The organism is Mesorhizobium sp. P2_F8 (genome assembly GCF_056403655.1).
This window is the reverse complement of record NZ_JBFUFB010000005.1, coordinates 53,680-69,409: the sequence shown is the minus strand read 5'-3', so window position 1 is coordinate 69,409 and position 15,730 is coordinate 53,680. Positions and strand designations below refer to the sequence as shown.

Here is a 15,730-nt window from a genome sequence, read left to right as displayed (position 1 = left end):
GGACGGAATGTCAAACTTTTGAGCGGAAGCGAAAATCTCCGCTCAGTAGGTCGTGCGGCGCTCTTCCGAGGGCGGCCTGCCGAATTGCAGCCGGTAGCTCTGGGCAAAATAGGAATGCGAGGTGAAGCCCGTGGCGATCGCCACGTCGAGGATCGGCATGTTGGTCTGGCGCAGCAATTCGCGCGCCCGCTCCAGCCGCAGCCGCATGTAATAACGGCCCGGCGTGACGCTGAGATGGCGTAGGAACAGGCGCTCGACCTGGCGCACCGACAGGCCGGCGGATTTGGCCAGCTGCACCGCCGACAGCGGCTCATCGAGGTGGTCGGCCATCAGTTCGACGATGCGCCTGAGCTTCTCCGACTTGCCCGTGAGATCGCGTTCCGGCCCGACACGCTGGCGGTCGCCGGCCGAGCGGATGCGCTCGTGCTGGAACTGGTTGGCGACGCCATTGGCGAGGTTGGAGCCGAAATCGCCGCGCACGATCTCCAGCATCAGGTCGATCGAGGTGGTGCCGCCGGCGCATGTGTAGCGCTTGCGGTCGATCTCGAAGACATTGCCCGTGCAGTTGATGTCGGGGAAGCGTTCGACGAAGCCGGCACGGTTTTCCCAATGGATGGTGCAGCGATAGCCTTCCAGTTGGCCGGCCTCGGCCAGCAGGTAGGAGCCGACCGACAGCGCACCGAGCGCGTTGCCGCGCCGGCCCCAGCTGCGCAGCGCCGCCAGCACCTTGCTCTTGCCGGGAAATTCCGTCGTCAGTCCAACCGAGACGAAGAGGATGTCGACCGGAGGCAGGTCTGCAACGGCATAGTCGATCTTCAGCGGCAGGCCATTGGAGGCCATCACCGGATCGCCATCCGCGGAGACGGTCGTCCAACCGTAGAAGTCGCGTCCAAGCAAACGGTTCGCCGATCGGAACGTATCGATCGCCGCGGCCAGCGAGAACATCGAGAACTTGTCGACCAGCAGGAAAGCGAACTGCCGGCCGCCTTGAACGGGATCCGTCATGACCGGCCGTTCTACAGGAACAGTTGGGTTCGGCAAAGCTGCGGCTTTCTGGTGGGTCAGAAGGACGGCCGTTTCAATCCGGCCGCGAGGTAGGCAGAGGCTAACGTATTGGCCATCAGCATGGCAATGGTCATCGGGCCGACACCACCGGGCACCGGCGTAATGGCGCCGGCGGCCTCCGCCGCTTCGGCATAGGCGACATCGCCGACGAGGCGAGACTTGCCCTCGCCCTTTTCCGGCGCCGGAATGCGGTTGATGCCTACATCGATGACCGTAGCGCCGGGCTTCACCCAATCACCTTTGATCATCTCCGGCCGACCGACCGCCGCGACGAGAATGTCGGCGGTGCGGGCAAGCGCCGGCAAATCCCTAGTGCGGCTGTGGGCAATGGTGACGGTGCAGTTGGCGGCAAGCAGGAGGTTGGCCATCGGCTTGCCGACGATGTTGGAGCGGCCGACGACGACCGCGTTGAGGCCGGACAGGTCCTTGCCGCGCACGCGCTCGATCAGGAGCATTGAGCCGGCCGGCGTGCAAGGCACGAAGGCGGTCTCGAGTTCGCCGGTGCCGAGCTTGCCGACATTGATGAAATGAAAGCCATCGACATCCTTTTCCGGCGCGATGGTCTGGATGATCTTGCCGGCGTCGATATGGGCGGGCAGCGGAAGCTGCACCAGGATGCCGTTGATGGCCGGATCGGCGTTGAGATCACCGATGATCTTCAGCAATGCCGGCTCGGAGGTTTCGGCCGGCAGCGTGTGCTGGACGGAATGAAAGCCGCATTCCTTGGCGGTGCGCGACTTGGAAGCGACATAGACCTGGCTGGCCGGATCCTCACCGACGATGACCACGGCAAGACCGGGTTTGGCCTTGCCTTTCGCGACAAGTTCGGCCGTCAGGGTCTTGACCGTCCGCACCACGTCTTCGGCGACGCTCTTCCCATCAATCACTTCGGCCATGGTCCACCCTCAACACCGTTCCGCCCAAACGGCCGCATCGAAAACATGAATGCGGCACCCTGGATCCTTGTCTGACGCATGCCGCGAAACCGCGCGCCCCGGTCAAACTCGGAAGCGTGCCCTCGGCACCATGCAGCGCGGCATTTTCACGAAAATTCCAACACGCAATCCCGTCAAAGCGCCGTCCCATGCCGTTTACGCGAAACCGGCATGTTTTTGTTCGGCAGCGCGACTTATTTTGTGGCTCAGAAGTAGCGGCGGCGCGCGCGGGTCTCGGTAAGTTCGCGGACGGCTTCGCGGAATTCGCGCAGGCTGGCGCGGATTTCGTCGATCGGGGCGTGCCGCTCGACATCCTCCGCCGCCCGGGGCGCCTCCACCGATGGCTCGTCGGGCTGAGCTGCCTGCTGCGGCGCGGTGGGCTGTTGCGGATAAGTCGCGGAAGCAGGGTGGGGCGGATAAGACATCTGCCCGGCATCGGACATGGGCTGCGGGTAGGGATAGCCCGGCTGCTGCGGCACCTGCCAGTGCTGCGCCTGCGGAAGGCCTAACGGCTGCCCATAGGGATAGGCCTGCGGACCCGAATACGATCGCTGCGGCATCATGTGGGGAGGCAATGGCGGCTGCGCCGTCTGTTGCGGATAGGGAACATGGCCGCCGGGCCGGAAAGGCGGTGGTGGATAGGCTGCCGCGGCCGACGGCAGGGGCGCAAAGGCCGCTGCCGACTGGGAATAGGCGGGGTGCGTCAGATCTTCCGTTGGCTTCCCATCGGCGAAGGATGAGACCCACTCACCGGCATCGATGGTGTCCTGCGGGGACTGCTTGCGGGACATGGCCTTGCGCAGCTTCGACAGCAACGCACTGATCCGACCGGGACCTTCGGTCGGCGTGACGTCAGCCTGTTGAACAGGCGCGGGTGGTGCAGGCGGTGGCGGGGGCGGTGCAGGTGGCGGTGCCGGTGGTTTTGGCGGCGGTGGCGGTGCTGCCTGATATGCCTTGTCTTCGTAAGGCGTCCGGCGTTCGTCCATGCTGCGGTCGCGGCGCGAGCGCGATGTCGCGGTGTCACGCAAGCTCTCATAGGCGCCACGCATGGCGCCGAGGCCAACGCCGGAGGCAAAGCCCAGCAGCAGGCCGGCAAGCGCCACCACGACCCGCGACGGCCCGTTCGGCTCGAGCGGCGCGAAGGCCTTCGAGATCACATTGATGTTGGCGGTGTTGATGTCTTTCTGCTCGCCTGTCTCCTTGGCGCGCAGCAGATACTGTTCATAGACGGAACGCTTGGCGGCGGCCTCGCGCTCCAGTTCGCGCATCGACACTAGGTCGCTGTTGACGTCGCCGCTGCGAACCTTCAGCTGCGCCAGACGAGAGGCGAGATCCTGTTCGAGCTGGACCGCGCGCTTGAGGTCGACCTGCAGCGACGAGCCGATGCGACGCAGTTCCGCGGCGATGCGGTCGCGTGCGCCGGCAAGCTGGGCATTGAGCGCCTGGAGTTCGGGGTGCCGTGGACCGAACCGGATGGCGGCGCGGTCGGCCTCCTGCTTGAGTGACGCATATTGCGAACGCAGATCGCTCATCGTGTTGGAGTTGATCTCCTCCGGCAAGGTGCCGGTGAGAACCGAGTTGACGTCGACCGAACGCGCCGAAGCGGCCCGGGCGTTGAGTTCCAGCGTGCGGGCGCGCGCAACCGACAGCTGCTCGTTGAGCTTCAGCATCTCGTCGTCGCTGATGAGGTGGCCCTGCGCGTCGACGAGGTCGTGCGTGGCCCTGAAATCCTCGACCTTGCGTTCGGCCGCCTCGACGCCCTTGCGCAATTCATCAAGCCTGGCCGTCAGTTCGTCGGTGGCGCGGCCGGCGGTATCGGACTGGATCTGACCGAAGGTCTGCAGGAAGACATCCGTCATCGTGTTGGCGATGAGAGCCGATTTCTCGCCATTCTGAGTGGTGGCGCTGACGGTGATGACGAAGGTCTTGCCGCCGCGCTCGACTGAAAGGCTTTCGCCCAGATTGCCGACAGTAAGCGCCCGGCGGCGGGTCTCGTCGACACCACCCGGCCCGTCGTGGCGCGACAGGATGGAGCGGATGAGCGACATGACGCTGAGGCCGCCGCTACCCTGCCCATTGAATTCCGGGTCGTTGACGAGATTGAGCTTGTCGACGACCTTGTTCAAAACGGTGCCGGAGGTCAGCACCCGGACCTGGTTTTCGACGATGGCCAGCGTGGCGTCGGAGGCGACGACCGACTGGGTGAGGTCGCGGTCGGTGAGCTTCAGGTCGCGCGGATCGACGATCAGTTCCGTGGTGGCTTCGTATTTCTTCGGCGTCGACAGCGCGATGGCGATGCCGAGCCCGGCACCCAGTATCGTCGTCGCCACGATCAGCAGCTTCGACTTGCCAACGCCACGGACGACCTGCATCGGATCGATCAGCGGCTTCCATTGCTGGCTGTCCGCGCCGTCGTTGCGGGACGCCCGCGCGTCGCCTGAATGGTAAGGTTCGGATGTGCGATCGGGGCGATAGGTGGTGCCTGCGGTTTCAGCAGTCCGTGACGTGGTTTGCGCGTAGTCCGATGATGCCGACCTGGTTGCTGAAAAATCGTCGGCGGATCGACCGCCTTCAGGCGGCACCTGCGCAGACGAAGCTGGCTCATGGCCAGCCTGATATCCATCTGTTGCAACGGAGTCCGACAGCTTCGGATTCGACAGCGCCTCGCGCTGCGAAGGGCTCGTCCGCGCTTCGCGCTGTGACCGGGCGAGACGATGACGCGCGGCGGCATCCTCGCGCCATGACGGGTCAGCCCGCTCCCCGATCGAGACCAGGGACGCGTCGGGTTCGTCGTCGCCGCGCACAGCCTTGCCGAGCGCCAGCAGCGAACGCTCGCGCTTCCAGTCTTCACGGTTTTCCCTGTCGACCATCGTCTGGAGCTTTACCCTTGGCGGCCTGCAAACGGCGCTTCGCCATTCGTTAAGCCACGCTAAACAGGCATGGAAAACAAAAGGTTAATTTTCGCGCGCCGAAGCCCCCGTTTCTCCCTGCGCCAGCACCTATTTTTCAACACGCCCCTGGGCTCCAGAACGGCACGTTAAGTTTTCCGACCTAAGCTCTCCCTGGAGATATGACGCAAGCCAGTGACATACCGCAAAGGCGGCCCACCCTCGCCCGGATCGGCACTTTTTTGGCCGAACGACGAGGGCTGCTGCGCGACTATTTCTCGGCGATCAGCGGCGCCGGCGGGCGGCTGGTGTTTTCACTCGCCTATTTCATCGCGCTGGCCAACACGCTGTCGATTTCCGAGTTCGGCATGTTCGCCACCGCATCGGCGGCCGGCGTCATGCTGTCGCGCATTCTCGCCTTCGGTTTCATCTCGGCACTCTATCGCACCGCCACCATCCGCCCCAATCTGATCGGGACCTTCACCGCCGGCTTCCTGCTGCTCGGCCTGCTGTCGCTGCCGCTGTTGGCCGCGGCCTCGTTCGGCGTTTACCTGATCTTCTTCGCTGACACCGTGCCGCTGTCGGTGTTTGCGGCAATCGTCTTTGCCGAAGCTCTGTTGTGGCGGCCAGTGGAGGTGGCGCTGATCGTCAACAACGGCCTGGGCAAGTTCGGCCGCGCCGCGCTGCTGGCCATCCTGGCGACGGCGCTGCGGGCGCTCGGCGCGGTGCTGTTCATGTTCTGGGCGCAACACAGCGTCTGGATATGGTCGTGGTTCTATATCGGCGCCAATGCCGCCTCGTTGCTGATTGCCTTCGGCTTCTTCTACCCGCGCCAGCGTTTGCGGCTGCGCATCGAGCTTTATCTTCGGCGACTGGCTGACTCCATTTACGTGGCCGGGGCCGAAGTGCTGTTTTATCTGCAGATGGAGTTCGACAAACTACTGGTCCTGGCGATCGGCGGACCGCATCTGGCCGGTATCTACGCCATCATCATGCGGCTGGTCGACCTGACGGCCATTCCGATCCGCACCTTCTCGATGATGCTGGTGCAGCGCATGATGCGCGCGCCGGAGCTGCTGTCACGGCTGGCGGTCAAGAGCGGCATTGAAGGCGGCGTTTTCGCGGTCTCGACGCTGGCGCTACTGACGCTTGGCATCGTGCTGCATTTCTTCCCCAATGCGCTCGGCAAGAACGTCGCCGAGGCCGCCCCTCTGGTGGCGCTGGCGATCTGCGTCCCGGGACTGCGTAATTTGGTCGAATACCAAGCGGAGCTGCTGTTCGCCCGCGGCCAGACGCTGGTGCGGGCGCTCAATCTCGGCCTGCTTGCCGGACTGAAGGCGGTGCTGCTGACCTATGTGCTGACGACCATCCTCGACACGCCGAACCTGGTGCTGTCGCTCAACGTCGTGTTCCTGCTTCTGTATCTTGCCTCGACGCTGCTCACCTATTCGGCGATGCGCAAGCCGGCGAAGCCGGTCTAGGGCGGTTCACCGTTTCACGGAAACGCAGAACCACCCCATCTCCCAGCTTTGACGCAATTGCGGACGGAAACCCGGCCCGCTTTAAGGATCCGGCCTTTAGTTGAGCCCGATCAGACGGCGGATGCGGCCGATATCGGTGCCTATGAAAGACTGCATGCCGATTGCCACCTGCTCCGGCGCCATGGCGGCGACGAAGCGGCGGAACTCGTCGTCCGACAGCGCTTGCCCGGTCCAGTGGACGCGGCAGAACTCCTCCGAAGCGTGGAAGTGGCCGGCACCCTCCAGCAGATCGTCGACATAGCGGCCGTAGATCATGCATTCGGAGAACTTGCGCGCCGAGCCGACAACCTCGACCCAGCCACGCGCATGGACCTTCTCGATCTCGCCGCACATGGCCAGCACAGTGTCACGCCGCCACGCGATCAGCGTCGAAATATAGTCATGGGCCGATGTCCGGGACGGGTCGATACCGAGTGCCGCACCGGCGTTGCGCGACCAGATGCGATGCTCCTCATGCCCCTCGTCCGCCAGCACCCCGTCGCGGCGGAACAGCCGCGCCGTGCCACCGCGCCAGAAGGTGCCGCAGTCGAAAGGTTTGAGGAAGGCGACGTCGGAGTCGCAGAAAATCAGCACGTCTTCCCCGGCGTGCGCGGCGATCGCGATACGGCGCAATTGCTGCACGTGCCAGCCGCGCAACGGCTGCGTCTTCAGGCTGAGCCAGACACGCCGACGAAACAGGCTGAGCGGATCATCGAAGGCATGCAGCCAACGCGGCAGCAATTCCCGCTCATCGACGATGCTGCGACGGCCGTTCTCCAACTGACGGAAAGGCTTGATATCGCGATGTTCGACAAGGATATAGTGGTGCGCCGCGCCCGAGACGTGGCGGTCAAGCGTYTCGCATAACAGCCGGCAACGCTCGAAATCCGGCGCATAGCTTGCCGTCACTATTGCCGCCGTCGGAACCTGCCGAAGCGAGCTTGGTTCGATAGCGGCGCCTGGGACGAACCGGCTGTTCAATGGATGTCTCCCGCAGCTTCCGGTGTGCGCGAGAGTTTCTGCCTGACAACGCGCAGCAGGAACAAGGGATTGCCGACCACGTAGCGGCGCCACAAGCGACCGGGTTCGACGGCCAACCGAAACAGCCATTCGAGCCGCAGCCGGCGCATCCACAAGGGCGCCCGCGGCACCGCGCCGCTCAGGAAATCGAGCAATGCGCCGACGGCGATCGGCAGCGTGCAGTGACGCGCGTCGATATGGCGTGCGATCCACAATTCCTGGCGCGGCACGCCCATGGCCACGAGCAGCACGTCCGGCCGCAATTCTTCGATCCGATCGACTATTCCCGCCTCCTCGGCCGGCGAGAAATAGCCGTCATGGATGACCACGAAGCTGTGCTGCACGGCAAGTGCTGCAAGCTTGGCCGACGCAGCTTCGGCATTGACGCGCGTCGCGCCGAGCAGCCCGACCGTCAGGGGCGTCGTCGAGGCCTGCAGGAAGGCGGGGACGAAGTCGGTGCCGTTGAGGTTGTCTGGAAACGGCGCTCCATAAAGAAGTTTCGCCGCCAGATCGACACCGATGCCGTCGGGCAGGATGAGGAAATCATCGAGCGCGTCGGCAAAGACCGGGTCGGTGGAGGCGAGGTTGGCGTTGTGGGCGTTGAGAAAACTGACCTTGGTGAAGCGCCGCTCGGCAATCAGGCGGTTCAGCAGTCCGACCGCATCGTTCCAACGGATGGCGAGCACCGGGATACCGAGGATCGTCTTCGAGGTGTCGAGCCCCGACGGGGTGCGGGCGGCATGCATGTTCATGCAAACGCCTCCTGCCTGACCGGCCCGAGCTTTTCGAGGCCGAGCCGGATGGCGGCATCGAGCGCCCTGACCTGCGACCGACGGAAAGCGCTGCCGTCGACATCGTGGATGACAGTTGCCGCGGCCTCCAGGGCCCGGGCAAAATCGGCCGGATCGTCGGTGACGACGCAATTGGCCGGGCGATGATCGATGCCGCGCAGCGAGCGGCTGGTGGCGACGGAGGGCAGGCCGAGTTCGAAGGTCTCGATGGTCTTCAACTGGACGCCGCTGCCGGCGGTGCTGATCAGCGGGATGACGGCAGCGCTGCGCACGAAAGCCTGCGCATCCGGCACACGGCCGACGAATTCGACACCGGGATGCTTCGACGTGACGCCCGAAGGCATGCTGCCGGCGATGCGAATGCGGAAACCGGGCCGCAGATGCGGCACCACCTTGCCCAGGAACCAGTCCAGGCCGATACGGTTCGGCTGCCAGGTCCAGGTGCCGATCAGCGCTGCCTCGCAATCGATCCGGCGCAAAGCTACCTCGGTCGGCGGCTGCGCGCCCGTCACTAAAGGCAGCACCGCCGAGCGGTCGTCGGAGGCGACACCGAGTGCCGCGCGGTCTTCCTCGGCCAGCGTGAAGATGAAGCGCGCGCGGCGGCAGAGACGCTCTTCCATGGTCTCGAGCAACTTCGCCTCGCGGCGAAACAGCAGGCGCTGGAAGAGGCTGCCGGCGGCAGCGGCATTCTCCCGCGCCGAAAGATGCTCGACATTGTGGGCGACGAAGATCGAGGGCCGGTCGGCGAACAGCTTTTCGAAGGCGCCGGCGAACTGCACGGAATTCAGCACATAGCCGTCGAACGGACCGGCGCGTGCGACCGCGGCGAGAACGTCGCTGTCGGGCACTGCGCGCAACTTGACCGAGGCGAAGGTGAGGCCTGAGAGCAGCGCCTTGCCGACCCAGGCCAGCTTTTGTCGTGCAGAGGCATTGTCCGTGCGCACGTCGATCGCACCCAGCACCACGGTGTTTTCGGGGTCGTCTGCGGGCTTTCCTGGCCAGGTGAAGCCGATGACGGTGACGCGCACGCCAGCGCGCCGCAAAGCAGCGATGATCGCAGCGTTGGCGATCTCATAGCCCGAGGCATGAGCGCCGTCGGGCACGATCGATGTGGCGAACAGCAGATGCATCTCACCTATCCTGTGGTGTAGCCGGTAGCAAAGTGCGGTGAACCCTTGATTAAGCGAGCACAATCGACGAGCGAATGCCGCTGGCAGGCAGGCTTCTCCGTACAGGGTGATTAACGAAACCTTATCACCGTGGTGCTACCAGAACCCAACTCACCATGTGGCTGGACACAGATGATCCCTTTGCCATCGGACAGTTCGGTATCGATCGCGGGGCGCTCGCCCCGGCTTGACGTCGAGGCTGTCGAAGTCGTCGTCACCTTGCCGACCTTCAAGCGGCCCGAGCAGGTGCTGGAAACGCTGGCGTCGCTGCGTGCGCAGCAAACCGGCCGGTGCTTTGCCGTCATCGTCATGGAAAATGAAGCCGAAGCGCGTGCCGGCGCCAAGGCGGCGGTGCCGCTGTTCGAGCGCGGCGAGATTTCAGGTCTGGTCATCATCGCCCATCAGCGCGGCAATTGCAGCGCCTACAATGCCGGCTGGCAGACAGCGATCCTGCAATTCCCCAGCTTCAGGCATCTGCTGGTCATCGACGATGACGAGATCGCTGATCCGCAATGGCTGGAACGGATGTGCACGGCGGCCGAAACGCTCGGCGCCGATATCGTCGGCGGTCCGCAGGTGCCCGACTTTGCCGACCCCGCCCATGCGAAATGGGCCGAGCATCCGGTGTTTGCGCCGCCCTACCGGGAAACCGGACGCGTGCCGGCGCTCTATTCGTCCGGCAACCTTTTGGTCGGACGCAATGTACTGATCGCCATGGGTCCGCCCTTTCTCGATCTGAAATTCAACTTCATGGGCGGCGGTGATTCTGATTTTCTCAGCCGGTCCGCACAGAGAGGCTTCGTGCTGGGCTGGTGCGCCGAGGGACAAGTGCATGAAACCGTTCCGGCCCGGCGCCTCGAGGCCGACTGGATCCGTGCCCGCAGCCTGCGCAACGGCGTGATCTCGACACTGGTCGAAAAGAAGAAACGCGCCGGCGCGCCGCTGGCCGGCGCCATGGTGTTGCTGAAGAGCCTGGCGCTGCTTGCCGCCTCGCCGTTCCGCGGCATGCTCCGGCTGGCGCGGACAGGATCGCCGGCGATCGCCATCTACCCCGTCCATGTGGCGCTGGGCCGCGTGCTGGCCGAATTCGGATATGCCAATGAGCAATACCGCCAGCCTGAGAAAAACTGAGCGCGCCCCGCTCAGCGAAGCGTTCACGCGCGAAGGCGTGGCGACCGCGATCGCAGCACTGCTGTTCACCGTCATCATGGTGTCCTTCCGCCCGTTCCAGCCGGCCGGCGCCGAACTGACCGGGGAAGGCGGCGACATCGTCAACCAGCTTGGCTTCGGCTCGCTCGGCGCCATGTCGATCTTCTCGCTGATGGCTTTCGCCGATCCGCGCGTGGTGCGCTCGCTGCTCAGCCCGTCCTGGGTGCTGATGCTCGGTTTCTTTTTCCTGTCGGTGGTGCTGGCAACCGACCCGCCCACGGCGATGCGTGCCGCCTCGTTCACGCTGATCGGCATTTTGACGATGGCGACGATACTGGTCTTGCCGCGCGACGCCGAGGCTTTCTCAAAGGTCATCATCTTCACCGCCGTCGTGGTCATGGGCCTGTCCTATTTCGGCCTCATCGTCTTTCCGCACGAAGCCATGCACACCGCCGACTCACAGGAGCCCGAACATGCCGGCCTGTGGCGCGGCGTGTTCACCCACAAGAACATCGCCGGCCCGATCATGGCCTGTTTCAGCTTCGCCGGCCTGTACCTCTACCGGCGCGGGCAGCGGCTTTGGGGGGCGGCGATCTTTTGCGCGGCGATGATCTTCATGCTGCACACCGGCTCCAAGACGACGGCCGGGCTGGTGCCGTTCTCGATCCTGATCGTCGTGCTGCCGAGCCTGATGGGGATGCGGCTTGGCACGCCGGTCCTGTTTGCGCTGGCGATGATCGGCACGGCGGTCGGCACGCTGGGCATCGTCTTCCTGCCGCCGGTGAAACATCTGGCGGCGATCTATTTCCCCGACATGACCTATACCGGGCGCACGACGCTGTGGGAGTTCGCCGGCAGTATGCTGGCGAAGAGACCATGGACCGGCTACGGCTATGAAAGCTTCTGGGGCACGCCGCTGCTGCTCAACCAGGACCAGCCCTTCGACCGGCCGTGGGACATCAGAACCATCGTGCACGGCCATGACGGCTATCTCGACATCGCCGTGCTGATGGGCATTCCGGCACTTTGCGTCGCGGTCTACACCTTCCTCATCGCGCCGCTGCGCGACTACATGCGTATCCCGCTTCGCAAGGAAAACATCTATCTCGGCGACTTCTTCATGATGGTGGTGCTGTTCACGGCGCTCAACGCCTTCCTCGAAAGCTTCTTCTTCCATCGAGGCGACCCGGTCTGGCTGTTCTTCGTGCTCGGCGTGCTTGGGCTGAGACAGGTGTCGCTGCGGCCCATGGCAGTGCGGGATTCCGATCGCGGTTAGCGGTCTTCTCGTCCGTCCTGACGGGGCTTCCCCACCGAACCGCGAGCGTCTATGTGAAGGCCTTCCTTCGGAGGGTTCCATGACGATCAAGCTCGTTCTCGCCGGCTGCGGCAATATGGGTTACGCCATGCTCTCGGGCTGGCTGAAATCCGGCAAGCTTCAACCATCGGCGGTCTTCGTGGTCGAGCCCAATGCCGACCTACGCAATCGAGCAGCAGTGCTGGGCTGCGGGACATCAGCCGATGCCGGCGGCATTCCAGCCGATGCCGTTCCCGATCTCGTCGTCATCGCGGTGAAGCCGCAAGTGATCCGCGACGTGACGGCCGCCTACAAGCGCTTCGGCGACGGCCGCACCACCTTCGTCAGCATCGCTGCCGGGACACCGGCCGCCACTTTCGAAGAAATCCTGGGCAGCCGCGCACCGGTTGTGCGCTGCATGCCCAACACGCCCGCTGCCATCGGCAAGGGCATGATGGTGGTGTTCTCCAACCGACTGGTCTCCGACGACACCAAGCGTTTCGTTTCCGACCTATTGTCGGCGAGTGGCGAAGTGGCCACCATTGACGACGAGGGCCTGATGGATGCGGTGACCGCCGTGTCCGGATCGGGGCCGGCCTATATTTTCCATTTCATCGAGGCACTGACCGTGGCCGCCGAGAAGGCTGGCCTGCCGACGGCAACCGCCAAGCTGCTCGCCATGCAGACAGTCTACGGCGCTGCCTCGCTCGCCGCCGAAAGCGGCGAGGAGCCAGGCGTGCTGCGCCAGCAGGTCACCAGCCCCAATGGCACGACCGCAGCCGCGCTTGGCGTGCTGATGGGCGAGGACAGGCTGACCAATCTGCTTGTCCAGGCAGTCGAGGCTGCGCGGCTGCGGTCGATCGAACTGGGGAAGTAAGAACTCAGTTCGTTCCGTACAGCATGTCGTCCTGCAGCCGACGCAAGGCGAACAGCCGCGTGGTCTGGTCGGGCGCGGCATTGTCGGTGGTCAGCAATTCACCTTTCCGGACCCGCTTCAGCACCTTGCCGCCCTCCAGCAGGCCGACGGGCACGGCGCGTTGGGCGCGAGCGTCACCTGTGGTCATGGTCCAGGAGCGATAGCAGGTCTCGCCGATCGCATCGAACGTCTCGCCGGCGGCGAGATCGCGCTTGGCGACGGCGCACACTTCTGCCACCGGCTTTGGCAGCGGCACCATGTCGGGCTTGCCGAAAAGCACGATGCGGGCAGCGGTCAGCGGCACTTCCAGCGAGGTCAGATGATACGGCCGGAACAGGCTGTAATAAGGGCCGTGACCGATATGCAGATCGTCCATGCGCTCGATGATGCGCGGATGCGTCGCCTCGACGATGACGAAGACGCCGGGCGCGACGCCCTTGCCGACCGTGTAGTCGACGACGCCTTTCTTCAACAGCAGACCGCCATCCTCGCGCGGGATGAGCACTTTGGCGAGGTCATCACGATCGGCCCTCGGGCCATGCATGCCGGGGACATCGGGCACCAGCCCGGTGGCGTTGGCGATGGCGCACATCTCAACCATGGTTTTCGAACCGTCGACGAATTCGACCAGCATGCGCGGGTTCATATTGCGGCGGATCGCTTCCTCGCGATAATCGTCCGGCACAGCATCGTGGTTGAGTGGGTTGTTCTTGCCCTTGCCGGCGGAGACGATGGTGTAGCCGAGCGCGGACGCAAACTCGATCAGCTCCATGCAGCTCGACGGCTCGTCGCCGGCGCCGACCGAATAGACGACGCCCAACCGGTCGGCCTGCTGCTTCAGATAACAGCCGATGGTGACGTCGGCCTCGACGTTCATCATCACCAGATGCTTGCCGTGCTCCATCGCCATCAGGTCGAAATCAGCGGCGACGCCCGGCTTGCCGGTGGCGTCGATGACGACGTCGATCAGCGGATTGGTGACCAGCATCTCGTTGGAGGTGATGGCGATCTTGCCGCTCTCGATGGCGCCGGTGACTTTCGACGCGGTGTCGGCTTCGACCGCCATCGCTTCATCGCCATAGGCAATACGGATGGCCTCGCGCGCGGTGTGCGGACGGCGTGTCGAGACCGCGCAGACCGAAATGCCTTTCATCAGCATGCCTTGCGTCACAAGATCGGTGCCCATCTCGCCCGAGCCGATAACGCCGATGCGCACCGGGCGGCCCTCGGCGGCACGCCTGGCGAGATCGCGGGCAAGCCCGGTCAAGGCGACATTGGTCATGCAGGTGCTTCCATGCTTCTCGATTTCGAGGCGGCAATAGCAGGGAATCGCCCCCTTTTGCCAACGAAACCGCAAGCCGACGGCAATTTCTCGCTCGTCAATGCAGCGTTAGAACAACCCTCCCACCCATCTCCGAGCCGTTGAAACCGGGTTCAGACCACCCTGACATAGCTCGTCATTCCCGATTTCTGGTGCTCGATGATGTGGCAGTGCAGCAGCCAGTCGCCGAGATTGTCGGCGACGAAGCCCAGGCTTACCTTCTCGTTGGGCTGGATGAGATAGGTGTCCGAAATCAGCGGCTGAACCTGGCGCGTCGAGGACGACAACACCTTGAAACTCATGCCGTGCAGATGCATCGGATGGGATTGCGGCGTCAGGTTCTCCATGTCGATGACATAGCTTTTGCCGAGCTTCAGTTCGGCCAATGGCGCGGTTGGATCGGGCGTATCGCCTGGCCACGGCACCTTGTTAATGGCCCAGAAACTGTAGCCAAGCGAACCGCAGATGCCATCGCTCGGGACGTTTTCCGCCGTGGCGCTGAGCGCCAGCGAAATATGCTGGGCGGCGGTGAGATCCACCTCCGCCACCGGATTGACCTCGAGGGGTGCAACATCAAGAATGTCGCGCTTGAGCGAGCTTCCAGTCGTGCGCAGGGTCGCGAGCACCCTGGGCTTGGTGCCCCTGACGTCTCGCAGGCTGACGATCGCGCCCTCGTCGTCGGGCATGCGGATGGCCAGTTCCATGCGCTGGCCGGGTCCAAGCAGCAGAGCATCGGGAGTAAAACGCTGCGGCACCGGATTGCCGTCAAGCGCCATGACGGTGGCCTCCGCGCCGTCGACGAGAAAAGCATAGATCCGCGTGACGTCGGTGATGGCGACCCTGAGCCGCACCAGCCCGCCGGCCGGCGCATCATATTGGGGCTGATCTAGCCAGTTGGCGGTGCGCACGGTGCCGTAGGTGCCGGTTCTTGCGGCATCGCGCGGTCGGAACTGGTCGATGAACTGGCCGTCGTCGCCGAGCCGCCAGTCACGCAGATTGAGGACCATCTCGGCATCGAATGTCGGATCGCCGGGGTTTTCGACCACGATTACGCCCGTCAGGCCGTGGCCCATCTGGGTCAGCGTGTTGCAGTGCGGGTGGTACCAGAACGTGCCGGCGTCGGGCGGCGTGAACGCGTAGTCGAAACGATCACCGGTATAGACATAGGGCTGGACCAGAAACGGCACGCCATCCATCTTGTTCGGCACGCGAATGCCGTGCCAATGGATCGTTGTCGGATCGTCGATCGCATTGACAAGCCGCGCGGCGAAGGGCTCGCCCTTTTTCATCCTGAGTACCGGCGGCATTCCGGCGTTGCCATAGCTCAGCACATCCCTGGTCTGGCCGACATCCATCAGCTTCGCCTGGATTTTGGCCGTCTCCAGCACCACCGGCTCAGGCCCGGCAGCGGCCCAGCCAGCAAACCTGCCCATGGCCGAGAGCCCTACCCCGCCGGCGCCGGCAATCGCTGCCGTTTTCAAAAGCCTACGGCGTGTGAGGACAGTCATTTGGCGCTCCAACTACAAAGACGGCTACCCCGAAGGTGTAACCGCCACGCCATGGATCACAAGCCGGCAACCAGAGCAAATTCTGTTGACGGCACAGTGTGAACCAGAGTCAAAACACCTGCGCCTGAGTCCCGTTCACACCGACTGTCAGAGC

Annotated in this window: 12 protein-coding genes; 4 read left to right on the top strand and 8 right to left on the bottom strand. The window is 64.1% G+C overall.

Translation table 11 applies throughout. The features are described from left to right. Positions 1 to 42 precede the first annotated feature (42 nt). The 3 genes from AC1DZP_RS13830 to AC1DZP_RS13820 all read right to left on the bottom strand — a co-directional run bounded on the left by AC1DZP_RS13830 (position 43) and on the right by AC1DZP_RS13820 (position 4,870). Entirely contained in the window at positions 43 to 1,005 is a 963-nt protein-coding gene (locus AC1DZP_RS13830) for a GlxA family transcriptional regulator (RefSeq protein ID WP_013530232.1), read from the bottom strand. Between the two features lie 56 nt (positions 1,006 to 1,061). Continuing rightward, entirely contained in the window at positions 1,062 to 1,961 is a 900-nt protein-coding gene (folD, locus tag AC1DZP_RS13825) for a bifunctional methylenetetrahydrofolate dehydrogenase/methenyltetrahydrofolate cyclohydrolase FolD (protein ID WP_477303063.1), read from the bottom strand. Positions 1,962 to 2,206: 245 nt separating this feature from the next. Next, complete coding sequence (locus AC1DZP_RS13820; protein WP_477303061.1) at positions 2,207 to 4,870, bottom strand: Wzz/FepE/Etk N-terminal domain-containing protein; 2,664 nt, start codon at positions 4,868 to 4,870, stop codon at positions 2,207 to 2,209. A 200-nt stretch (positions 4,871 to 5,070) separates the two neighbouring features. Here AC1DZP_RS13820 and AC1DZP_RS13815 point away from each other — a divergent pair, with 200 nt between their 5' ends. Beyond that, the gene (locus AC1DZP_RS13815; protein ID WP_477303059.1) at positions 5,071 to 6,369 is read left to right on the top strand and encodes a lipopolysaccharide biosynthesis protein; all 1,299 of its coding nucleotides are present in this window, start codon (positions 5,071 to 5,073) and stop codon (positions 6,367 to 6,369) included. Positions 6,370 to 6,465: 96 nt separating this feature from the next. Here AC1DZP_RS13815 and AC1DZP_RS13810 read toward each other — a convergent pair whose 3' ends face one another. The 3 genes from AC1DZP_RS13810 to AC1DZP_RS13800 are packed head-to-tail and all read right to left on the bottom strand — an operon-like array spanning position 6,466 to position 9,349. Next, complete coding sequence (locus tag AC1DZP_RS13810) at positions 6,466 to 7,389, bottom strand: DUF6492 family protein (protein ID WP_477303057.1); 924 nt, start codon at positions 7,387 to 7,389, stop codon at positions 6,466 to 6,468. Further along, entirely contained in the window at positions 7,386 to 8,180 is a 795-nt protein-coding gene (locus tag AC1DZP_RS13805) for a WecB/TagA/CpsF family glycosyltransferase (RefSeq protein ID WP_477225425.1), read from the bottom strand. The genes AC1DZP_RS13810 and AC1DZP_RS13805 overlap by 4 nt, the downstream gene beginning before the upstream one ends. After that, positions 8,177 to 9,349, bottom strand: a complete 1,173-nt coding sequence (locus AC1DZP_RS13800; protein WP_477303055.1) for a glycosyltransferase — start codon at positions 9,347 to 9,349, stop codon at positions 8,177 to 8,179. Before AC1DZP_RS13800 ends, AC1DZP_RS13805 begins: the two co-directional genes overlap by 4 nt. A gap of 171 nt (positions 9,350 to 9,520) precedes the next feature. Here AC1DZP_RS13800 and AC1DZP_RS13795 point away from each other — a divergent pair, with 171 nt between their 5' ends. The 3 genes from AC1DZP_RS13795 to proC all read left to right on the top strand — a co-directional run bounded on the left by AC1DZP_RS13795 (position 9,521) and on the right by proC (position 12,708). Further along, positions 9,521 to 10,519: a glycosyltransferase family 2 protein gene (locus tag AC1DZP_RS13795; RefSeq protein ID WP_477225423.1), complete on the top strand. Its 999-nt coding sequence runs from the start codon at positions 9,521 to 9,523 to the stop codon at positions 10,517 to 10,519. After that, entirely contained in the window at positions 10,488 to 11,813 is a 1,326-nt protein-coding gene (locus tag AC1DZP_RS13790; RefSeq protein WP_477225422.1) for an O-antigen ligase family protein, read from the top strand. The genes AC1DZP_RS13795 and AC1DZP_RS13790 overlap by 32 nt, the downstream gene beginning before the upstream one ends. Positions 11,814 to 11,892: 79 nt before the next feature. Then, the gene (proC, locus tag AC1DZP_RS13785; protein WP_477303053.1) at positions 11,893 to 12,708 is read left to right on the top strand and encodes a pyrroline-5-carboxylate reductase; all 816 of its coding nucleotides are present in this window, start codon (positions 11,893 to 11,895) and stop codon (positions 12,706 to 12,708) included. Positions 12,709 to 12,712: 4 nt separating this feature from the next. On the opposite strand, the gene AC1DZP_RS13780 is transcribed toward proC, so the two are convergent. After that, a complete protein-coding gene (locus tag AC1DZP_RS13780; RefSeq protein WP_477303051.1) occupies positions 12,713 to 14,029 on the bottom strand; it encodes an NAD(P)H-dependent oxidoreductase in 1,317 nt (438 codons plus the stop codon). 152 nt (positions 14,030 to 14,181) lie between these two features. Further along, positions 14,182 to 15,576: a multicopper oxidase family protein gene (locus tag AC1DZP_RS13775; protein WP_477303049.1), complete on the bottom strand. Its 1,395-nt coding sequence runs from the start codon at positions 15,574 to 15,576 to the stop codon at positions 14,182 to 14,184. Positions 15,577 to 15,730: the final 154 nt, after the last annotated feature.